This window comes from Spirosoma gilvum, from assembly GCF_054776815.1.
Genome location: NZ_BAAHBH010000012.1, coordinates 268,553 through 291,540, shown reverse-complemented (window position 1 = coordinate 291,540; position 22,988 = coordinate 268,553). Strand labels below are relative to the sequence as shown.

The 22,988-nt window shown below is 50.8% G+C and carries 18 protein-coding genes; 16 read left to right on the top strand and 2 right to left on the bottom strand.

Annotation, left to right across the window (positions count from 1 at the left end; all coding sequences use genetic code 11):
• The first annotated feature begins 236 nt into the window (after positions 1-236).
• On the top strand, positions 237-1,616 hold the full coding sequence (locus ACYVFD_RS28430; RefSeq protein ID WP_461093911.1) for a T9SS type A sorting domain-containing protein: 1,380 nt from the start codon (positions 237-239) through the stop codon (positions 1,614-1,616).
• A gap of 92 nt (positions 1,617-1,708) precedes the next feature.
• Here ACYVFD_RS28430 and ACYVFD_RS28425 read toward each other — a convergent pair whose 3' ends face one another.
• The gene (locus ACYVFD_RS28425) at positions 1,709-3,703 is read right to left on the bottom strand and encodes an OmpA family protein (RefSeq protein WP_461093910.1); all 1,995 of its coding nucleotides are present in this window, start codon (positions 3,701-3,703) and stop codon (positions 1,709-1,711) included.
• Positions 3,704-3,883: 180 nt separating this feature from the next.
• Entirely contained in the window at positions 3,884-4,765 is an 882-nt protein-coding gene (locus ACYVFD_RS28420) for a helix-turn-helix domain-containing protein (protein WP_461093909.1), read from the bottom strand.
• A gap of 139 nt (positions 4,766-4,904) precedes the next feature.
• Between ACYVFD_RS28420 and pcaH the strand changes: the two genes are divergently transcribed.
• The 15 genes from pcaH (at position 4,905) to ACYVFD_RS28345 (ending at position 22,923) form a co-directional block, all read left to right on the top strand.
• Entirely contained in the window at positions 4,905-5,642 is a 738-nt protein-coding gene (gene pcaH, locus ACYVFD_RS28415; protein ID WP_461093908.1) for a protocatechuate 3,4-dioxygenase subunit beta, read from the top strand.
• Complete coding sequence (gene pcaG, locus ACYVFD_RS28410; protein ID WP_461093907.1) at positions 5,643-6,233, top strand: protocatechuate 3,4-dioxygenase subunit alpha; 591 nt, start codon at positions 5,643-5,645, stop codon at positions 6,231-6,233. It begins immediately after the preceding gene.
• 11 nt (positions 6,234-6,244) lie between these two features.
• On the top strand, positions 6,245-7,327 hold the full coding sequence (gene pcaB, locus ACYVFD_RS28405; protein ID WP_461093906.1) for a 3-carboxy-cis,cis-muconate cycloisomerase: 1,083 nt from the start codon (positions 6,245-6,247) through the stop codon (positions 7,325-7,327).
• 2 nt (positions 7,328-7,329) lie between these two features.
• A complete protein-coding gene (gene pcaDC / locus ACYVFD_RS28400; protein ID WP_461093905.1) occupies positions 7,330-8,520 on the top strand; it encodes a bifunctional 3-oxoadipate enol-lactonase/4-carboxymuconolactone decarboxylase PcaDC in 1,191 nt (396 codons plus the stop codon).
• A complete protein-coding gene (locus ACYVFD_RS28395; RefSeq protein WP_461093904.1) occupies positions 8,517-9,749 on the top strand; it encodes a 4-hydroxybenzoate 3-monooxygenase in 1,233 nt (410 codons plus the stop codon). The genes pcaDC and ACYVFD_RS28395 overlap by 4 nt, the downstream gene beginning before the upstream one ends.
• Positions 9,746-11,788, top strand: a complete 2,043-nt coding sequence (locus tag ACYVFD_RS28390) for a glycoside hydrolase family 3 protein (RefSeq protein WP_461093903.1) — start codon at positions 9,746-9,748, stop codon at positions 11,786-11,788. The genes ACYVFD_RS28395 and ACYVFD_RS28390 overlap by 4 nt, the downstream gene beginning before the upstream one ends.
• A gap of 109 nt (positions 11,789-11,897) precedes the next feature.
• Complete coding sequence (locus ACYVFD_RS28385) at positions 11,898-13,253, top strand: 3-oxoacid CoA-transferase (RefSeq protein ID WP_461093902.1); 1,356 nt, start codon at positions 11,898-11,900, stop codon at positions 13,251-13,253.
• Positions 13,254-13,315: 62 nt separating this feature from the next.
• Positions 13,316-14,527 (top strand): 3-oxoadipyl-CoA thiolase, encoded by a 1,212-nt coding sequence (pcaF, locus tag ACYVFD_RS28380; RefSeq protein ID WP_461093901.1) that lies wholly within the window; start codon positions 13,316-13,318, stop codon positions 14,525-14,527.
• Positions 14,528-14,535: 8 nt separating this feature from the next.
• Positions 14,536-15,138: a DUF3237 domain-containing protein gene (locus ACYVFD_RS28375; RefSeq protein ID WP_461093900.1), complete on the top strand. Its 603-nt coding sequence runs from the start codon at positions 14,536-14,538 to the stop codon at positions 15,136-15,138.
• A gap of 285 nt (positions 15,139-15,423) precedes the next feature.
• Complete coding sequence (locus tag ACYVFD_RS28370) at positions 15,424-16,191, top strand: crotonase/enoyl-CoA hydratase family protein (RefSeq protein ID WP_461093899.1); 768 nt, start codon at positions 15,424-15,426, stop codon at positions 16,189-16,191.
• A gap of 23 nt (positions 16,192-16,214) precedes the next feature.
• Positions 16,215-18,050, top strand: a complete 1,836-nt coding sequence (locus tag ACYVFD_RS28365) for a feruloyl-CoA synthase (RefSeq protein WP_461093898.1) — start codon at positions 16,215-16,217, stop codon at positions 18,048-18,050.
• A gap of 126 nt (positions 18,051-18,176) precedes the next feature.
• Positions 18,177-19,286 (top strand): 5-methyltetrahydropteroyltriglutamate--homocysteine S-methyltransferase, encoded by a 1,110-nt coding sequence (locus ACYVFD_RS28360; RefSeq protein ID WP_461093897.1) that lies wholly within the window; start codon positions 18,177-18,179, stop codon positions 19,284-19,286.
• A 107-nt stretch (positions 19,287-19,393) separates the two neighbouring features.
• The gene (locus ACYVFD_RS28355; RefSeq protein ID WP_461093896.1) at positions 19,394-20,521 is read left to right on the top strand and encodes an alpha/beta hydrolase family protein; all 1,128 of its coding nucleotides are present in this window, start codon (positions 19,394-19,396) and stop codon (positions 20,519-20,521) included.
• Between the two features lie 88 nt (positions 20,522-20,609).
• Positions 20,610-21,476, top strand: coding sequence for an amidohydrolase family protein (locus ACYVFD_RS28350; RefSeq protein WP_461093895.1), 867 nt, complete (start codon positions 20,610-20,612; stop codon positions 21,474-21,476).
• Between the two features lie 148 nt (positions 21,477-21,624).
• Positions 21,625-22,923 (top strand): MFS transporter, encoded by a 1,299-nt coding sequence (locus tag ACYVFD_RS28345; protein ID WP_461093894.1) that lies wholly within the window; start codon positions 21,625-21,627, stop codon positions 22,921-22,923.
• Positions 22,924-22,988: the final 65 nt, after the last annotated feature.

The following is a 22,988-nucleotide window of genomic DNA, read 5'->3' as shown; positions in this document are numbered from 1 at the left end:
TTAGGTTTATGTTCAGCCAAGTTGGTACAGGTATAGTTAAAAGGCGTACTGATCAAGTATTCGATGTATTCCTGCTTAGCTATCATGCTGTGAAGTTGCCATTTTTACTCTTTAAGCGAAAGTCCTAAAAATAAATATAAAAAGATAGATTTCAGGGAAAATAGCGAATAGCTTTTTAACGACTAACCCATGTAAAAATGAATAAAACTTTACACCACAGGTGGAAAACTGGCTTCTTGTCACTATTCCTTTTATGCAACAACAGTGTATTTTCACAAGCACCTGCTAACCTTACCGCAAACGTTGGCCTGACCTCTCCTACCGAAACCGATTTTGCACCCAGTTCTTTTTTTTCATCGACAGCCCAGATTGTGGCTGCTTTTAACAAAGGCCGACGCGCCGAAGAAACACAATTAGGTTTAGCGACCAACTCATTAGGCAACCTTACTCTCCCATCCAGCTACGCTACTCTTTCCGACAATCAGCGGGCGCTCTATCTGATCAATGCCGAACGAGCCGCCAGAGCTGGAATCAACTACGGCAGTGGAGCCGTATTGGGTAAACCACTGGAAGGGGTCGAAACCGCTTTGGATAATACCGCTCAGGCCCATGCCGATTATCTGTACAACAATAATCTATTTACCCATACAGGCTCAGGTGGCACAACACCTTCCCAGCGGATAGAAGCCACGTATCCTACAAACTGTTTACAACGCAATGGTGCAGGCCAGTATACGATGAGTAGGTCCGAAAACATCTATTTTGCCTGTGGCGGCTCAGCTACGTATGCAGTTGAACAAGCTATTTTTAACTGGCTTTACCGGGATTCTGGCGCGTCGTGGGGCCACCGGGAAGCGACACTTATTCAGAATGTAGATGCCAACGGAAATACAGGCTATATCGATGATCGGGGCGCAACAGGTAACGAAGGATTCCTGGGCATGGGCGTCACTACAGGGTCGAGTTATACAGCCTGCGGTTCCAATCCGGTTCGTCTCGTTGTCCTGAACATTGCCGACCCCAGCAGCGATGCTACCTGCTCATTCGCAGTTGAAGCGAATCCATTGCCCGTAAGCTTGCTATTTTGGAAAGGTACCGCCGAAGAAAGAACCGTCAGGCTCGAATGGGCAACTACCTGGGAGAAAAACGCGGATTATTTTTTAATACAGCGGAGTACCGACTTAAAGTCATTCGACAGCGTAGGGAAAGTACAGTCGAAGGGAACAAGCCAGGAAACACAAACGTACACGTACATTGACGAGACCCCCGCTCTGGGCCATAATTATTATCGGCTCGTACAAACCGATCTGGATGGAAGTACCAACAGTACACGCATTATTTCCATCTATCGCCCTATCGAGGGCCTTTCTGACCGATTGTTTGTATATCCTAATCCGGTTGAATCGGGTGCGTCGTTTCGACTGGTGATTCCTGAAAAATCGTCGACCGATGTGCGTCTGTATAATTTGCTTGGCTTTGAAGTACCCATCAACCAGTCGCGAGCCAACGACCAGGAGTTGCTTCTCCAACCAGTCAATACACTATCCTTTGGGCTTTACTCACTGGTAGTTGTAAAGGACGGCCAACAACAGCGTACTCAATTGCTGGTTAAGTAGTAATGGATTTCTGCTGACCAGATACCGATCAAACGTAAAAACGCCAGCCCTGTTTGTTGAAGGCTGGCGTTTTTATTTGCCGTCGATTTCGTTTATAACTCCAGAATCTTGAACTCCGTCCGGCGGTTGCGCTGATGCTCTTCTTCGGTTTTCGCGTTCTTCACAATCAGCTGCGTTTCGCCGTATCCCTTATAGGTAAGCCGGTCGGCATCGATACCCTTTGAGACAATATATTCTACGGCCGACTTCGCCCGGTTCTGCGACAGTTTCTGGTTATAGGCATCGCTGGCACGAGCATCGGTATGCGAGCCAAGTTCAATTTTCAGCGTCGGATTATCCTGCAAAATCGTCACGAGTTTGTCAAGTTCGACAGCCGCATCCGAGCGAATATTGTATTTGTCGAGATCGTAATAGATATTCTCCAGCACGAACGTTTTGTTGAGTGTTGCCTTATCGAGCAGCAAATCGACGGTAAAGGTCGTGTCGGTTTGCGGTTTGGTCAGGAATATCTGTGGAATACTTCTCCCCTGCATCGTGAACTGCTCCCGGCGGGTCAGGTACCCTTTCCGTTGAGCTAGAACGGTATAATCTTTTCCTTCCTGCAACGAGTATTTTCCAAATGTACCTGGCTTGTCCGTCACCGCTTCGCCAATGGGTTGTCCCGTTGCATCGTCGATTACTTTCACTGTTGCCGAGTCAAGGGGAGCGATAGGCGTTTCATTGGCGGAAACCGTACCGGCAAGAAAATAACGGACAGTTTTTGGGGCGTTGGCCGGTGGATTTTGGGCAATCGTCGTGGTGTCCGAATCAGGTCCTTCCTGGAAGAAATAAATATCATCGTCGCCTTTGCCGCCTGACCGGTTCGAAGCCAGAAATCCTTTGTTCGGATCGGTATAAATCAGGCCAAAATCGTCGGCTGGTGAATTGATCGGCTGTCCCATGTTTTCGACACGCGTAACCCCACCTGAGCGCGTGGCGATAAATACATCCAGTTTACCAAGTCCGGGATGCCCATCCGAGGCAAAGTATAGTTTGGCATTGGCACCAACATACGGAAACATCTCATCGCCGGGGGTATTAATATCGCGGCCCATATTGACCGGACGACTAAACCGCCCCGACGCGTCGATGCTGGTCCGGTAGAGGTCGATGCCACCCGCGCCACCAGCCCGGTTCGAAGCGAAATAAAGCGTACGACCGTCGCCCGAAAAAGCGGGTGAACCGTCCCAGGCTGTCGAGTCGCTAATAGGTAACCGTAACGGTTGGCTCCATACGCCCCCTTCACCTAATCGACTGATAAACAAATCAACATCCAGACCACCTTTGCGTTTTCCGTTATTGCCCCGTGCAAAAACCATCGTCTTACCATCTTTCGTAAAGGCAGGCGTTCCTTCGTTGACATCACCCTGAAAGACATTGGTGCTAAAGGGTTCGGGAGCGGGTGACGTACCCGTTTCGTCGGGCCTCTGATTGAGCTTGGTTTTGTATAAACCAAGCATATGCTGCCCGTTATTTTTATACATCTGCTCTTTCCGCGAGGCCGTAAATATCAACTCCTCTCCCCGCACAACGGGTGCGAACTCGGCTCCGGGCGAGTTCAAATTGGCCATATTCCGCAGGGTAATCATCGACTTATTTTTGGCAATAATGTCGATGGCTTTTAGAGTCTCAACCTCCCGCTTTGCTTTATCCAGGGTAGCCTTGGCTGTATTTTTTGGCGCGTTGGCAACAAACTCCTGCAATTGCTTGAGTGCTTCGGCATAGTTACCCTGCGATTTGAGAGAATAGGCATAATTGAACCGGGCAGTTGGCTCGGTTGTATTGGCATCAATGGCTTTTTGATAGAAGGGTACCGCTTCGCCAAAACGGTTCGAGAGCCGATACGACTCGGCTACGTAATAATTCAGACGGGCCGGATCGATGGTTCCTTTGCTGGCTTTTTCAAACTGAGTCAGTGCCAGATTATATTCTCCTGCATCGAAGTGGCGAACGCCTTTTTTATAAGCTTGCATGGCCGAGTTGCAGCCCGACAAGCCAAGGGCCAGACCCAACACCACCAGCAGCGCAGACGACGTAATGGTTTTCATATAGGTAAGTGAGCAGAACTTTCCGCGCCCAAGATAACGCAAATTCGGGCGGGTCTTACTTTTAACGAATATAATCCACAAAATATTGAAGATTGTTTGGTATGTGTGCGCACAAACAGAGCCTTCCCTTTCTGTGGTCTGTGAGGACACAGGCCACGGAAAGAGCCATTTGGCATCACACTACTCCTGTTGCTTTCTAAAATCTCTGGGTGATAGGCCGGTCTGTTTCTTGAACAATCGAGAGAAATAGGCCGGATCTTTAAAATTCAGCAGATAGGAGACTTCCGATAGGGAATAAGTCGTATTCAGAAGGTATTTTTTGGCTTCAGCGGTCAGATAATCGTGTACCAGTTGTAAAGCCGATTTATTGACAATCGACTGGCAGATTCGATTCAGATGAACGGTGGTAATATGAAGCTCACGCGCGTATGCCTGAATCGTTTTTGGCTCGTGAACCGACTGGCGAATCAGCTTCTGAAAGGAAAGGAAATACGTCAGTGTTCGATTGTCCGACTTCTGAACGGGTACTTCCGAACGCAGGCTGGTTCGATATAAACTGATTAATAATAGTTGCGTCAGATGTTCCAGCATCCCTTGTTTCTCCGGCTGATCGGTTTCCAACTCCCGAATGAGCCGATCCTTAAGCCACAGTATTTCATCAGACGAAACCCCAGTATCGTCGAACGTTACTTGCTGAAGCTGATTCAATCCTAGTCGAATATGTTGCGAGTCGCGGAGGAGTTGATCCAGCGATGACTCTGATATAGTGAATACTTCGCCATCCATACCAGCCTGAAACGCAAAACCATGTAGTGTGTTAGCTGGAACGATCAGTACACAGGGTGGCCGAAGCGGAATTCGCCTTTGCTCCGACAATACGATACCACTTCCTTCTGTAAAAATGAACAACTGGTATAAGTCGGTGTGCAGATGCTGGTCGATTTCCCAACCGTACAGTTTACTGCGAACGGCCAGCAACTCATGATGGATAAAATTCTCCGGGAAGGGCAACCGGTGGTCACCGTATAAGCCTTTGTAATTCTTGAGTCCGTGCCGGGCCATGTTCGAAAAAGACAACTATTCGGCCGAATATCGCACTTATGTTCTATTTGTACAAGCTTGTTTTAGAATCATCCAAGAAAATATTGCACCTTCCCCATAGATTTGTCCTCCCTGCCTTTACCACCGAAACAAACCCCACATGGAGCTTAAAAGCGCTCAGCTAGATGAACCGACCACGGTAACTGACCTTGTTCAAGCCGTTCCATTGAGCAACCATCCGTTGCATCTGTCGCCGGAATACAAGTCTACCATCCTGCGCAGTCCGACTCGCCCGTTGATGCTGGTGCCCGATCAGATGAAAAATCTGCGGATGCCCGTTTTTGGTGATTCCTGTATCGGTGCGCTGGACAATGACCTGACCAAAAATGCGCGTAAAAATGGCGAGCCGATTGGCGAACGAATTAAAATAGCGGGCCGTGTGCTGGATGCGTCGGGACGTCCATTGCCGAATGTGCTGGTCGAAATCTGGCAGGCCAATGCCGCCGGTCGGTATATTCACAAAGCAGAGATTCACGATGCTCCCCTAGACCCCAACTTTTTAGGAGCCGGGCGTTTGCTCACCGATGCGGAAGGCCGGTACTCCTTTTATACGATCAAACCGGGGGCTTATCCCTGGGGCAATCATTACAACGCCTGGCGTCCAAACCATATTCATTTTTCGGTAATCGGTCCTCATCTCGATCAGCGGCTGGTTACGCAGATGTACTTTCCCGGCGATCCGCTGTTTGCCTACGACCCAATTTTTCAGTCCGTTCCAACGCATGCCCGTGAACTACTAATTGCGAAATTCAGCATGGACTGGACCGAGCCGGAATTTGCCCTGGCGTATGAATTCAATATTGTACTGAATGGCCGGAATCAAACCCCGTTTGAGTAAATGACAAACTTACCGATAACCCCCTCGCAAACGGTAGGCCCTTTTTTCGCCTACGGCCTGACAGCTCACCAATACGGTTACGACTTCAATAGCCTGGCTGAAGGAGACATGGTGAACCCACTCGACCATTCGGCAGAGTTGGTTTACGTTTCCGGGTGCATTTTTGATGGCAGCGGCCAGCCTGTGTCTGACGCCATGATCGAATGCTGGCAAGCCGACGGACAGGGCCAATACAATACCGAACCCATTGCCTACCCACCCGGCCAATCCACTTTTACTGGTTTCGGTCGTCTGGGTACAGGCACGACCCGGACGAATCAGTTTACGTTTACGACCGTTAAACCGGGTTCTGCTGCCACCGATTCGGCCCCGCACATCAATGTCATCCTGTTTCTGCGCGGTTCACTGCGAACGCTCTACACCCGGCTTTACTTTTCGGATGAACCCGATGCCAACGAGCAGGATGCTCTTCTCCGTTCTATTGATGCTGAACGGCGACACACGCTCATCGCTATGAAGAACAGGGAAGGTCATTACCAGTTCGACATTCGGCTTCAGGGTACTGACGAAACCGTATTTTTCGACTTATAGCTTTTACCATTGTGCTGGCCGACTCAATTTTCACCACTCCGCTGATGGAAGCCCTTTTTTCGGACGACACCGAACTAAGGTTCATGCTGGCGTTCGAGTCGGCGCTGGCCAGCGCACAGGCGTTGGTAGGTGATATACCTGCATCAGCGGCTGAAACCATCCAGGCTTGTTGTGCCGAAACCGATTGGGACATCGCATGGCTTAAAAGCCGAACCCTATTGGCAGGCAATCCGGCGATTCCATTTATTGACCAACTCAGACAACGTGTTCACCTGAAAAACCCGGAAGTAGCTCAATACGTACACCGGGGAGCAACCAGTCAGGATGTGATCGACACCGCGTTGGTATGCCAGTTGAATCAGTGCTTTACAGCTATCAAGGCCAATCTGGAAGAACTCATCAATCAACTAACGGCACTTCGGCAAACCTATCAGCATACCCCGATGATGGGTCGAACGCTCTTGCAACAGGCTTTACCTATCACCTTCGGCGACAAACTAACGGGCTGGCTCAGTGGGTTATTTCGCTCCGCCGAGCGCCTGGATCGAGTCAGTCAGGAATGCCTGGTGGTGCAGTTGGGCGGCCCAGTCGGAAATGGGTTATCATTTGGCAAACATTATAGTACGATTTGCGAACAGGTAGCGGCAACCCTGGGGCTCAGCGCTACAACGACGGCCTGGCATACGCAACGGGATCGACTGGCCGATCTGGCAGCCACGCTAGGTATTCTGAATGGATCACTAGGTAAACTGGCGAACGACATTATCCTGCTTATGCAAACGGAAGTAGGCGAAGTTCGGGAAGGGGCTGCCGAAGGCAAGGGTGGTTCATCGTCTATGCCCCACAAGCGAAATCCGGTAACGTCGACGTTCATGGTAGCCATTGCCCACCGCACACCCAGCTTAGTAGCCAGTTTGTTAAGCTCAATGAACCAACCCCACGAACGGGCCGCCGGAGCCTGGCACAGCGAATGGTCGGTTATCCGGGAACTGGTTACGCTTACAGCCGCTAACCTACATCATGCCAATGACCTGATCCGAACGCTTGAAGTCGATACCGACCGGATGCAACAGAATCTGACTACTCAACCCTAACCATGCCAAGCCTACAGATAAACGAAAACCAAATCCACTACCAGTTGGAAGGCGCAGCGCAAGGCCCTGTTCTGTTTTTTTCCAATTCGCTGGGTTCTAATTTAACCATGTGGGACGATGTGGTGGAGCCGCTTCGACCTCATTTTCGGATTCTTCGCTACGATACAACCGGTCATGGCCAAACACCATCGTCTCTGGCCCCAATCAGTCTAGCCGATTTAGGGCGGGATGCGCTAGGCTTACTGGATTCACTAGGTATAGAAAAAGTCAACTTTTGTGGCCTGTCGATGGGTGGATTGATTGGACAATGGCTGGCCGTTCATCATCCCGACCGCATCAATAAGCTGGTTCTCTGCAACACAGCCGCCAAAATCGGGACCGCTGCTGGCTGGAATGAACGCATTAACACCGTTAGTCAACAGGGTATTTCGGCCATTGCCGATGCCGTACTGAATCGTTGGCTGACCAGTGAGTTTCAACAGGCGAACCCAGAAGCAACAGCACGCTTGCTAGCGATGATTAAGGCCAATTCAGCCGAAGGGCATGTCGCCTGTTGCGCTGTCATTCGGGATGCAGATTTACGAGCGTCCATCCACCACATTACGGCTCCTACGCTCATCATTGCGGGCACCTACGACCCCGTAACGACCGTTTCCGACGGCCAGTTTATGCAGCAGGAAATACCGAATGCCCAGCTTTGCGAGTTATCGGTAGCCCATATGTCGGTTGTTGAAAAGGCCGATGTCGTAGTCCAACTCCTGCTGGCATTTTTGCAGGAATCAGCCGCACAAACCAAGCCTTCGGAGTCGGTATCACCTAAGCAACATGTATATGATCAGGGGATGACCGTTCGGCGGGCCGTTTTAGGCGATGCACATGTAGACCGGGCCAATGCAGCAATTACTGATTTCAACGCTGACTTTCAGGAGTTCATCACCCGCTACGCCTGGGGTGAAATCTGGACACGGCCCGGCTTAACCCGTCATTCTCGCAGTCTGATTACGCTGGGTATGCTGATTGCCCTCAACCGCGAAAGTGAATTTAAAATGCACGTTCGGGCGGCTTTCAACAATGGCGTCACCATCGATGAATTGAAGGAAGTCATTATGCATTCGGCGCTGTATTGCGGGCTGCCAGCCGCCAATGCCGCGTTTCATGCCGCCCAGGAAATTTTACAGGAGCGTCAGCCATGAATCACCACACGCAGGTAGGCATCATCGGAGCGGGTCCGGCTGGACTGCTTCTTTCCCAGCTACTACATCGGCAGGGCATTCGGTCGGTCGTGCTGGAAAACCGATCACGAGGGCGGGTTGAAAGTCGTCAGCGAGCGGGTTTACTCGAACAGAATACGGTCGATGTGCTCCGACAGGCGGGTGCTACAGCTCGACTAGATCGGGAAGGACTTACGCATGATGGGGTCATTTTAAGCTACAACGGACAACGGCACCGTATCGGCCTGGCCAGATTGACGGGTGGCTCCCGGGTAACGATCTACGCCCAGACCGAACTGGTAAAAGACCTCATTCAACTCCGGCTCGACGCGGGTGGTGACCTTCTGTTTGAAGCTGAGGCCACGGCTATTGAAGGTCTGGAAACCGATAAACCAACCATCCAGTACACCTATCAGGGAGAAAATCACACCCTCACCTGCGATTTTGTAGCGGGTTGCGATGGTTTCCATGGTATTTCCCGACCTACGATTCCGGCCGGGTTAAGCACTGTTTACGACAAAACCTACCCGTATTGCTGGCTGGGTATTCTGGCCAAAGTACCCCCCTCGACCGACGAACTTATCTATGCGTATCACGCGCGTGGGTTTGCGCTGCACAGCATGCGTTCGTCCGAAATCTCCCGGTTGTACGTGCAATGTGCTGTAACCGACACCCTCGACGACTGGCCTGATGAACGCATATGGGCTGAATTGCAGATTCGACTCGGCACCAATGGCTGGACATTGACCGAAGGGCCAATTCTGGAGAAAACCATTACACCCATGCGCAGCTTCGTGAGCGAACCGATGCAATTCGGGCGGCTGTTCCTGGCGGGCGATTCGGCTCACATTGTCCCGCCAACAGGGGCCAAGGGGCTGAATATGGCCGTAGCCGACACGGAGCAACTTTTCAATGCCCTGATGAGCTGGTACCGGGATGGTAACTCCAACGAGTTGGCCAACTACACCGATTGTTGTATGCGTCGAGTTTGGCGGGTACAGGAGTTTTCCAATTTCATGACCGAACTAATGCATCATAATCCCGAACGTTCCTCTTTTGACGCACATTTGCAGACATCCCGATTCAATCAATTAGTAACCAGCCCGACAGCATCGACCCTGATCGCCGAAAACTACGTTGGTCTGGCGGCCAAACAAGCCAGCAACTCAATCAATCCCGTAACCTCATTAACCCAGCCCGTAAACGCATGAACCGACTGCCGATAAAGCCCTATATTCTGAATGGGCTGCTAATCGTTTCTGGTACGATACAAACAGCCATAAGTTGGGCCCAGCCTCCGAAAACACAACCTACGCTGGGCGTACGGTCGGCAAAAATTCTGACAATTGGAAAGCTTCAATTTAAAGATCTAAACCGCAATGGCCAGCTAGATAAGTACGAAGACTGGCGGTTATCGTCGGCCGAACGGAGTCGTGACCTGCTCTCCCGAATGTCGCTGGAAGACAAAGTCGGGTTTATGCTGATCAGTACGACCCGCCTGAAGAACGATTGGGCGTTTGAAGCGCCTAAAAACAAGGAGCCGATCAGTAGCGACTTCAATGAGGACGATTTGGTGGCCGAAACCAATATGTTTACGCGAAAGCCGTTGCCTACGCCCATTATGAATGCGGCCGGAACGACCAAAGCGGTTAAAACCTTTCACCTACGGCACTTTATCCTGCGAGCCAATGCCAGCGCCCGCGTTACGGCTGAGTGGGCCAATAAATTACAGGCACTTTGCGAAAGCGATGGTCTGGGTATCCCTGCTATTGTTGCTTCCAACCCTCGCAATCACATTACCAAGGATGCGTCGATTGGCCTGAGCGTCGGCAAAACGGTCTTCTCTACCTGGCCGGGTGAATTAGGTTTATCAGCTACCCGTGATCCGAAACTAATCCGCGAATTTGCCGACATAGCCCGGCAGGAGTGGGCAGCCGTTGGGCTCCGTAAAGGGTACATGTACATGGCCGATTTAGCTACCGAACCCCGCTGGCAACGTATCGAAGGCACTTTTGGTGAAAACGCCGACTGGGCAGGGCGTATAATGACAGAACTGGTTCTGGGTTTTCAAGGCTCTAAACTGAACTCATCTTCCGTTGCCATGACGGTCAAACACTTTCCGGGCGGGGGTGCTGGTGAGGGCGGACAGGACCCCCACTTCGACTGGGGCAAATCCGAGCGATTTACGGGCGGCATGTTCACCAATAACCTGATTCCCTTTAAAGCCGCCATTAAAGCAGGTACATCGGCCATCATGCCTTACTACTCGTTGCCCCTGGATACCAAGTACGAAAAGATTGCCTACGCTTATAATAAAGGGGTAATCCACGACTTGCTGCGGGGCGAATTAGGGTTCACAGGAATCATTAACTCCGACACAGGCCCCATCGAAATGATGCCCTGGGGAGCCGAAAACCTATCGATCACCGAACGCTACAAGCGCACCCTTGAAGCGGGTGTCAACCTCTATTCAGGTACAGCCGATCCATCCAAATTGCTCGAAACTGTACGTAGTGGCATGGTTGACCCAAAGCTGGTCGATGATTCCGTACTGCGGCTGTTGCAGGAAAAGTTTGACCTCGGCCTGTTCGAGAATCCGTATGTCGATGAAGAGGCTGCCGAACGCACGGTAGGAAACGCAGCCTTCCAGGCAAAGGCCGACATCGCCATGCGAAAGTCCATTGTGTTGTTGCGAAATGAAGATAAAAAGCTCCCATTACGCCCTAAAACGAAGGTCTATTTCGAATCCTATTACAAACAAAATCCAAACGCCAGTGCCAGTAAGGTATACACCGAGCTGCCAAGACAGAATGTGGAGTTCGTAAAAACGCCGGAAGAGGCCGATGTTGTGTTGCTCTGGATTACGCCCGGTTCCCGGTCGTTGTTTGCTTCCAATGGCGCGCCGATTTACCTCTCTCTATCAAAAAATCAGGTAGATGTAGAGTATATCAATGCGCTCACAGCTAAAAAACCAACGATCCTGGCGATAAACTATACCAATCCCTGGGTCATCGATGAAATTTACAATTCGAGTACTCAGTCAAGGTTTTTGGGTGTGCTGGCCACCTTTGGTACAACCACCGACGCCCTTCTGGACATTGTAACGGGACAATTTAAACCAACCGGAAAAATGCCGTTTGCAACCCCCGTTTCAGAAACAGCCGTTCAAAATCAGAAGACCGATGTACCGGGCTATCTGGAAGGTCCAGGCTACGCCCTGTTTAAGTACGACGAAGGATTGACTTATTAGGCGGTTAACGCTGCTAAACATTTTACGAATCTTCATGCTTTTGCAATATCCCGCAGCATGAAAAAGCCCCTCTCCTAAAACAGGAGAGGGGTTGGGGTGAGGTTTTTAGATGAAAACAGTACCTATTCTGACACTGGCTCAGGCTGCCGCATTGGTACGCGATGGCGATACACTCTTGCAGGGTGGCTTTGGTATGACAGGAAACCCTGTTCATCTGATGCACGCATTGGCCGAGCTAGGCACCAAAAACCTGACGTTTATTGGCAACAACACCGGCGAAACAGGTCTTGGTGGCGGACGGCTTTTACGGAATGGGCAACTCAAAAAATTGATCGGCTCGTTTTTTACGTCCAACCCCGACGCCGTTAAAGCAGCCCAAAGTGGTCTGGTTGACTATGAATTACTACCTCAGGGCACACTAGCCGAAGCGATACGGGCAGGCGGAGCCGGAATTGGCGGATTCTATACGCCGACATCGGCTGGTACGCCTTTGGCACAAGGGCGCGAAACGAAGGTAATTGATGGTGTTGAGCATGTGTTTATCAAAAGCATTCGGGGTAATGTAGCCTTCATTCGGGCCTGGCGAGCCGATACGGCGGGTAATCTGCAATACCGAATGACCGAAAATAACTTTAATAAGGCAATGGCCACAGCCGCCGATCTGGTTATTGCGGAAGTCGAAGAAATTGTACCCGTCGGGCAGATTGCTCCCGAATGTGTGCATACGCCTGGCTGCTTTGTCGATTATCTGGTGCAGGCTACCCTTACACCCGAAGACCTGGGCATGTCGGCATCGGTATCGTCGTCCAAAAAAGTAGACGAGGTACGGATGAACATGGCCCGTCGGGCATTAGCCGAACTAAAAAAAGGGGATGTGGTCAATCTGGGCATCGGCATACCAACCCTCGTTGCCGACCTGATTACCGACGAGCAGGGCATTATGCTCCACACCGAAAACGGCATGTTGGGTGTAGGCCCTGTTCCGACTGATGGCGGTGGGGCGATGGATTATCCGGTCAATGCGGGAAAGATTCCCGTAACCGCCCTAAAAGGTAGCAGCTATTTCGATAGTGCCGACTCATTTGCCATGATTCGGGGTGGTCATATCGATGTAGCCATTATGGGCGGGCTGGAAGTTGATGAGTCGGCGAATCTGGCCAACTGGGCTGTTCCCGGCAAGCCGTTACTGGGTGTCGGCGGGGCAATGGATCTGGCGAAAGGCGCAAAACGATTAATCATCACTATGACCCATACGAATCCAGATGGTTCATCTAAGATCGTCCCTCAGTGTACGCTGCCACTCACAGCCACCGGTGTAGTCGATATGGTAATCACGGACCTGGCTGTATTTGCGTATCCTGATGGAAAACTAACGCTATTAGAACTCATGCCGGGTGCAACACTGGAGGAAGTACAGGCAAAGACAAGTGCAAACTTTTTAATGAGCGAAAGAGCGAAAGAATGAAAGAGCGAAAGCCATCCGGCCAACAAGCTCTTTCGCTCTTTCACTCTTTCGCTCTTTCACCTATGAACGAAGCTTATATCATCGACGCCATCCGTACCCCGATTGGAAGTTTCGGCGGAAGCCTCTCGACCATTCGGGCCGACGACCTGGCGGCATTACCGATCAAAGAACTATTGAAGCGCAACCCTGGCCTGCCACCCGAAGCGGTCGATGACGTGATACTCGGCTGTCATAACCAGGCGGGCGAAGACAACCGGAACGTGGCCCGAATGGCGTTGTTGCTGGCTGGTCTGCCCTACACGGTTCCGGGTGAAACCGTCAACCGGCTGTGTTCTTCGGGTATGTCAGCGGTAATTCATGCCAATCGGGCGATCAAAGCGGGTGATGGCGACGTATTTATAGCCGGAGGCATCGAACACATGACGCGCGGTCCGTGGGTAATGTCGAAAACCTCGAAACCGTTTGGCAACGACGCTCAACTGTTCGACTCCAGCTTTGGCTGGCGGTTTATCAACCCGAAAATGCAGGCCCGGTATGGCACCGATGCCATGGGTGTAACGGCCGAAAATCTGGTTGAGTTGTACAATATCAGCCGGGAGGATCAGGACTTATTTGCCTATCGGTCACAGCAAAAGGCGGCACATTCTCAGCAATCAGGCCGGTTGTCAGAGGAGATCATGCCTGTTGAACTTCCAACCAAAAAAGGGGCTCCCCTCTTATTTACCTACGACGAGTTTGCGAAGCCCAATACCACACTTGATGTACTGGCCAGTCTGAAACCTGCTTTTAAAAAAGACGGAGGAAGTGTAACGGCCGGCAATTCAGCGGGCCTGAACGACGGTGCAGCCGCCCTCCTCATCACGTCAGAAGAGGCTATCAATCGGTATCAGCTACCTCCCAAAGCACGAATTGTGGCATCGGCCGTGGTCGGTGTAGAACCACGCATTATGGGCATTGGCCCGGTCCCGGCTACACAAAAAGTGCTCAAAAAAGCAGGGTTGCAATTGGCCGATATAGACGTAATCGAACTCAACGAAGCCTTTGCAGCCCAGTCGCTGGCTTGTACCCGACAATTGGGCCTGGCCGACGATGACCCACGGATTAACCCCAATGGTGGCGCGATTGCCTTAGGCCATCCACTGGGTATGTCGGGCGCACGATTGATTCAAACGGCAACGCTTGAATTACAAAAGCAGCAAAAACGCTACGCCCTTGCCACTATGTGCGTAGGTGTCGGCATGGGGTACGCCGTCATTCTGGAACGAGTGAATTAAGAAAAGCTATGAAACACTCACATTTTTTCAACATCATGACGTGTAAAAAGCCCCTCTCCTGTTTTAGGAGTGGGGTGAGGTTTCAACAAGTGCTTATCCTGCTTGCGCTGATTGGGTCAATTTCTGGCGTACTCGCTCAGAAACCACAGCGGTACGACGTCCCCCAGCTAGAGCTTGTCTGTGAACTGAGCGTGAAAGTAGGGGCTCCCTATGTGGTCGGCGAAACTCCTCACGGCTTACGACGCATCATCCCCATTACCGGAGGTACGTTTGAAGGGCCACGCATCAAAGGCGAAATCCTACCCGGCGGTGCCGATTGGCAAATCGTCCGGAAAGACGGAGTAGCCGAACTGGAAGCGCACTATCAACTCAAAACCCTTGATGGAACCACAATTTACATTACCAACACCGGTCTGCGAGTGGCAACGCCCGAAGTAGCTGCGCGTATTGGTCGTGGCGAACAGGTAAGTCCGAGCGAATACTATTTCCGAACGGTACCCAAGTTTGAAGCGCCAGCCGGTAAATACGACTGGATGAACAACGCCATCTTTATCGCTACGGCGATTCGGAATCCAGACAACGTACAGATCACGGTCTGGCAGGTAAAGTAATAGGAGTCATTGATAGCCATTCAGTGGTCATTTATCGATTTAGAAGCTGTTTAAACTTTTGATAATAAGCGAATGAATGCTTTTGTCATGCTGACGCAGGAAGCATCTTAAAGACTGCGTACCTGAGAGTAAAGAAACCTCAAGATGCTTCCTGCGTCAGCATGACAAAAGCACCCGTTTTGAGACTAGCGTCAATAATTTAAACAGCTAATTAACCGCAAGCAATGAATGACCATAAAATGACAACCTAATGACCACTTAATGACTATCAATGACCACAAAAAAATGGCTGCATTATTGGAAATAGAGCAGGACAACGAACTGTTTTTTGTCAAACTGAACCGTCCACAAAAACGGAATGCCGTCAATGATGCGCTCCTTCTGGCATTGGAATCAGCCTTTTCCAACATTCCAGACGGAGTAAAATGCGCTGTACTGCATAGCGAAGGCGACCATTTCAGCGCTGGTCTCGACCTGTCCGAATTACAGGAGCGGGACATCATTGAGGGACTGCATCATTCACGCATGTGGCACCGGGCGCTCGATAAAATTCAGTTTGGCAAGGTTCCGGTCGTGGCCGTACTGAAAGGAGCTTGTGTAGGTGGTGGGCTGGAAATTGCGTCGGCCTGTCATATTCGGGTGGCCGAAGCCAGTACGTTTTATGCTTTACCCGAAGGGCAACGGGGCATTTTTGTGGGTGGTGGAGCCTCAGTGCGGCTACCGAAGCTGATTGGTACGGCTCGTATGGCCGATATGATGTTTACCGGACGAACCATTTCGGCTGAAGAAGGCGTCTGGATGGGATTTTCACAGTACGTGACTATGGCTGATGAAGGACTGGCAAAAGGAATCGAACTGGCAAAAAAAATTGCACAGAACGCCCCCATGACCAACTACGCCCTGATGCACGTACTCCCCCGCATTGCCGATTCATCCCAATCGGAAGGACTATTAATGGAAAGTCTGATGGCCACCATTGCCCAGTCATCCCCCGAAGCCAAACAGCGACTGACCGATTTCCTGGAAGGACGCGCCAAAAAAGTTGGACAGTAAGCAAACCCTAACTCCTAAACCCAATGACATCTCCTTATAAAACCATCGCGTTCGGGCCGACGACTACCCGAAAACAGGTTGATGCCGATGGCTCCATCCGGTTAGAACTGGAACAGCCTTTGGGTTCTTACCCCACTAAACCGGGTGAAAAGTTGTTGTATTGGGCCACTCACCGCCCGGAGGCTACTTTTCTGGCTCGTCGCGCAGCAGATGGGGAATGGATTCGTCTATCGTATCGGACCACGCTGGAGCAGGTAAAAGCCATTGCCCAATATCTGCTTGACCAGAATATTAGCCCCGACGAGTCGATCGTCATTCTGTCGGAAAACAGTCTCGAACATGCCTTACTGGCGTTGGCAGCGTTGCACATTGGCGTTCCCTACAGCCCTATTTCACCACAGTATTCGCTGTTGTCGACGGATTTGGGACGGCTGAAGCATTGTTTGCAGGTGATGAGGCCCAAAGTCGTTTTTGTTCAGAACGAAACAGCGTATGCACGAGCCATTGCCTTAGCCAAATCGCTTTTCCCTGAAGTTCTCATCATCACAGCCACGCCCGGCAGCGAGACCGACTTTTCTGAGCTATTGATCACGCAACCGACCGAAGCTGTCGATCAGGCATTTGAGCGTGTCACCGCCGATACGGTTGCTAAAATTCTGTTTACGTCTGGCTCAACGGGACTGCCCAAAGGTGTAATCAACACAAACGGTATGTGGTGCGCCAATTTGCAGCAGATTACGCAGACGTTTCCCTTTATGGCTACCGAGCCACCCGTTTTTATCGACTGGCTTCCCTGGAACCACACCTTTGGCGGCAATCATAACGTTGGTTTGGCGCTCTACAATGGCGGTTCGCTCTATATCGACGATGGCAAACCGACTCCCGCCGGTATTGAAACGACGGTGCAGAACCTCCGGGAAATTTCGCCAACCGTTTACTTCAATGTTCCGAAAGGTTTCGAGATGCTTATCCCCTATTTTGAGCGCGAACCCGAACTACGGAAAACCTTTTTCGCCCGGCTCTCCATGCTGTTTTATGCCGGAGCCAGTCTGGCACAACCCATCTGGAATCGGCTGGAAGAACTAGCCGTCGAGACGATTGGTGAGCGAATTCCGATCATTACGGGTCTGGGTTGTACCGAATCGGGGCCATCGGCCCTCTTTGCCAACTGGGGCGGCAGCTTTTCGGGGCTTCTGGGCGTACCGGTTGCGGGTATGAGCGTAAAACTGGTACCCGACAATGGTAAACTGGAAGCCCGTTACAAAGCCCCAAACGTTACACCCGGCTACTGGCGCAATGAAGAAGCTAGCCGAAAAGCGTTTGACGAAGAGGGGTATTACAAAACAGGCGATGCGGTAAAATTTCTGGATGAAGCCGACCCCAGCAAAGGACTCGTCTTCGACGGACGGATTGCGGAAGATTTCAAACTATCGACCGGCACCTGGGTCAACGTGGGCATACTTCGCATGAAAATCATTGCCGCTGGCTCGCCCATTGTGCAGGATGCTGTCATCGCCGGACTCGACCGGGATTATGCCAGCGCCATTCTTTTCCTGAACGCCGACGCCTGCCGAAAACTAGCCAAGCTTTCTTCCGACGTTCACTACCGGGACGCTTTTCAGGCAATGGCTGTAACTGACTTTGTTGACCAACTGCTTGGCAAGCTTAACGAGACCGCGATGGGCAGTGCTGACCGACTGGGGAAAATCATTGTCGCCCACGACCCACCTTCCATCGACACGGGCGAGATAACCGATAAAGGTTCCCTGAACCAGCGAGCCATTTTAGCCAACCGACCTCATCTGATCCACCAGCTTTACAGCCCTGAATACAGTCATTCCATGATGGATAATGGATGATGAATAATGGATAATGTAAAATGAACAATGACTAATTGACCTTACACTCCATTATCCATCATTCATTATCCATTATTCATTTACATAATTTCCAACCTACAACATTATTAAATCACCTATTTCCGAATGAAAACTCCTCCTTTTCGTGCCGACCATGTGGGTAGCCTACTGCGCACCCCGGAAGTGAAAGAAAACCGCCTGAAATGGAAAAAAGGCGAAATTACGGCCGACGAGCTACGGGCCATTGAAGACCAGGCTATTGCCGAAACCGTTAAAAAACTGGAATCAACCGGCATGCGCTCCATTACTGATGGCGAGTTCCGCCGGGATTATTTCCACCTCGATTTTTTGAAAGAACTGGCTGGGGTGACAGTAACCGGTGGTATTGACGCGAATCCGAATGCGAAAGTGGCTGAAGATGGATTTAAACCACCCGTACTGAGTGTAACAGGCAAGCTCAAACACGTTAAAGACATTCAGGTAGCCGATTTTAACTTCCTGAAGTCCGTAACGACTCAAACGCCGAAAGTATCGATTCCGTCGCCCACGATGATTCACTTCCGGGGTGGCCGCAAATCCATCGACATCACATCGTACCCCGATATGGACGAGTTTTTTCATGACCTCTCCGTGGCTTACCGCGAAGAGATCGACCATCTCTATCAGGCAGGGTTACGGTACCTGCAACTGGACGACACTAACCTGGCATACCTATGCGACCCCAAAATGCGGGCTGCGGCTATTGAACGAGGTGAAGATCCCAACCTTCTTCCCAAAACCTACGCAGCGCTAATCAACTCCGTGATCGATGGGCGACCCGACGATCTGACGGTAGGTATTCACCTTTGCCGGGGCAATTACCGCAGCACCTGGTTTGCCGAAGGAGGTTATGAGCCGGTGGCCGAAGTGCTGTTCAACGAAATCAACGTCGATGCTTACTTCCTCGAATACGACGACGAACGCTCAGGTGATTTCGCTCCGTTGCGGTTTGTACCGAAAGACAAGATGGTAGTGTTGGGTATCATTTCATCGAAAGTGCGGGAGTTGGAAGATATTGACGATCTCTGCAAACGCATTGACGAAGCTGCTCAGTTTATGCCGCTGGATAACCTCTGTGTGAGTCCACAATGCGGATTCTCGTCAACGCACCACGGCAACGACCTGACCTACGACGACCAATGGCGCAAAATTGAATTGGTCGTTAGCACCGCCCAAAAAGTCTGGGGGACAGCGTAAAAACGGCTTTTTGTCATCCCGAGGAACGAGGGATCTTCGGGCGAGCCGATACAGTTACCCGAAGATCCCTCATTCCTCGGGATGACAAAAAAGCTTCTAAAGAAACTATGAAAACTGTCCTGAACTTTCTGATAATCTCAATCTTTTCCACCCAATCGTTTGCGCAAAGTTTGGTTGCGAAAGTCGATACGGGACGTATTAGCGGGGCGCGGTATGTGATTCTGTTTCCACAAGACTGGAAAGGGAAGCTGGTCATGTATGCGCATGGGTATGAGTTTATGGGTGCTCGCCCGTTGCAAAGCCAGAATCCAGATTTTGCCAACCGAATGAAACCCTTTCTGGAACGAGGTTTTGCGGTGGCTGCGTCGGATTATCAGTATCAGGGATTTGCCTTACCGCAAGGCGTAGATGATACGGAAGCCTTGCGACAACACTTTGTCAAAACCTACGGGAAGCCCGATTCAACGTTCATGGTTGGCCATTCGATGGGGGGCGGGGTTGCGCTGGCTACCATCGAAAACTTTGGCGCTACTTACAACGGGGGCCTGTCACTCTGTCCATTTGCAAGTCGACCGTATTTACAATGCCGCAAAGAGTTCGATATGTATGCTACCTTCAACGGGTTGTTTCCGGGCATCGTTACGTCATTAGCCGACATTTTTGACCTGTCGAAACCCTATCAGGCGAAACCCATACAGGCACTGGGCACAAAAGCAAAGGCGATTCGATCGGCTATTCTGGCTAAAGATTCCGCTCTGGCCGTTGCCTTTGCCAAACGCTTCGACTTACAACTTGACGACCTGCCCTCCTCGCTGTTCTTCAATGAAAATGTCCTGCGCGATCTGGCTCAAAAAGCAAAAGGTAATCCATTCGATAATACCAACACCGTCTACAGCGGTTTCCCGAACGACCTGGAAGTGAACCAGAAAGCAGAACGGCTAGCAGCAACGGCGGACCCCAATACGGTGTTCGCCAAATACGACCGGACGGGCAATATCAATAAGCCCGTACTATTGATGCATACGATTTACGACCAGTTGATTCCGCCCACGTATGGGGTCGTCAATTTCGAAAATATGGTGCATCAACAGCAGAAAGACGCCTACTTTACAGTTAAATACACCAACGGACGAGGTCATTGCCAGTTTACCCCAAAACAAACCGCTCAGGCTTTCAATTCACTTCGGAAGTGGGTAAAAACAGGCCAGAAACCGGCCGCAGGTTTTATAAACTAAACAGCGAAAGAGTGAATGAGCGAAAGAGTGGCTGACGCATCCCTTTCTCTTTTCGCTCTTTCACTCTTTCATTCTTTCGCTCTTTTATATGATCGATACACGTAAAATCGTCGCCATTGATGTCCATACACATGCCGAAGCCTCCTGCTGGCATCCGCATGACGACTTTCGGCCGGAACTTGATGAGGCTTTTGCCAAATATTTCAAATCGGATAAGCGCCCAACCATCCAGGAAACGGCCGACTATTACCGGTCGCAGAACATGGCCTTTGTTATGTTCACGGTCGATTCGGAGTTTAATGTTGGTAAGCGTCGGATTCCGAATGAAGAAGTGGCCGAAGGCGCTCGCAACAATCCTGATGTGATGATTGCCTTTGCCAGTATCGATCCCCACAAAGGCCGCATGGGCGCCCGTGAAGCCAGAGATCTGATCGAAAACCATGGCATTAAAGGCTTTAAATTTCACCCAACGGTACAAGGGTTTTACCCAAACGACCGAATGGCCTATCACCTCTACGAGGTCATTGCCGAATATAAGCTTCCAATGCTGTTTCATTCGGGACATTCCGGCTTCGGTTCGGGCGTACGCGGGGGCGGGGGACTGCGGCTGGAGTATTCGAATCCAATCCATCTGGACGACGTAGCCATCGATTTTCCCGACAACCCGATCATCATTGCCCACCCAAGCTGGCCCTGGCAGGACGAAGCCCTTTCGGTGGCCATGCACAAACCGAATATTTATATCGACCTGAGCGGCTGGTCGCCCAAATATTTTCCGAAACAGTTGGTCCAGTATGCCAATACGCTACTGAAAGACCGGATGCTGTTCGGCACTGACTTCCCCCTCATTACGCCTGAACGCTGGATTAAGGATTTCCACGAAGCGGGTTTCCGAGACGAAGTAAAACCCCTGATATTGAAAGAGAATGCCATAAAGCTATTAGGTTTAACCTGAGCGAAATCAGTTTCCATGGCCTGTGAGAACACAGGCCACTCTGCCAAAGGAAACACCTGGCTGTCGCACAAGTGGCCTGTGAGGATACAGACCACGGGAGTCGCCACAATGGATACCCTGAATCGAATGCCCTAAACCCCTCTAACCAATGGAAGTAAGCACTAAATCTCTGCTCGACCATCAGCCCCTCACGCGACTTCAATATACTACCATATTGATCTGCTTTCTGATGAACATGCTCGACGGTATGGACGTGATGGTGATTTCGTACGCAGCCCCAGCGATTGCCAAAGGCTGGAATTCCAGTCCCGAAGCTCTGGGTATTGTCTTCAGCTCGGGCTTATTTGGAATGACCTTTGGCGCATTGCTACTGGCTCCCCTGGCCGATAGTATTGGCCGCAAAACCATGATTCTGATCAGTGCGGCCATTATGGGATTCAGCATTTATTTGACGGCCCAGTCAACGGCAATCATCCATTTAATCGCGTTTCGGTTTGTCAGTGGATTAGGCATCGGTAGTATGCTGGCCAGTACGGCAGCGTTGGCGGCTGAGTACACGCCCGACAAAACAAAGGATTTCTGGGTAAGCTTCGCTATCGGCGGCTATCCGGTTGGGGCTGTGTTGTCGGGGTTGGTAGCCGCTCGGGTTATTCCAGAATCAGGTTGGCAAACCATGTTCCAGTTAGCGGGTTTGGCAACCCTGGGGGCTCTTCCCATTATCCAGTTTTTCCTGACCGAATCGCTGGAATTTTATTTGAAGTCGCAACCAACCGATGCTTTGGTTAAGGCGAATGTCATTCTGGACCGAATGCGTCTGAACACGCTGTCGGTACTGCCACCGAAGCCCACTCGACGACAGGGTATTCCGCTTACCTCGGTTTTAGATGGCGAATATAAAACCCCAACAATCCAGTTGTGGATTGCCCTGTTTCTGGCTTTTGCGACACTTTATTTTCTGACTAGCTGGATTCCAAAACTTGCGTCCAACGCAGGCCTTTCCATCGAATTAGCCATTTATGCCGGAACGGTGTTCAACGTAGGGGCCTTTTTCGGAATCATTACCCAGGGGTACTTTTCGAGCCGGGTCGGCCTCAAAAAAACGATTGGTATCTTCCTGATTATGACGGGCGTGCTGATGGCAACCTTTGGTCTGTTTATGGGTTCATCCTTACTATTACTCTTATTTGCTTTGTTAGGTTTTGGTATACAGGGGGGCTTTGTGGGGCTGTACGCCGTGGCCGCCCGTATGTACCCAACCGAGTTTCGCACGACGGGTGTAGGCTGGTCGATCGGTATCGGTCGGCTGGGAGGTATTATCGGGCCAGCCGTTGGTGGCGTCCTGATCGGCATGGGCCTGTCGATGGTCACTAACTTTCTGATTTATGCCGTTCCTACCATCTTCGCCGGTATTATGACGTTGTACATTTCGTCGAAAAAAATTCGTTAACGCGGGTAACTCGGGTGGAAACCCGTAATTTGGTTAAAAATCACGCGTTTCCACCCGAGTTACTA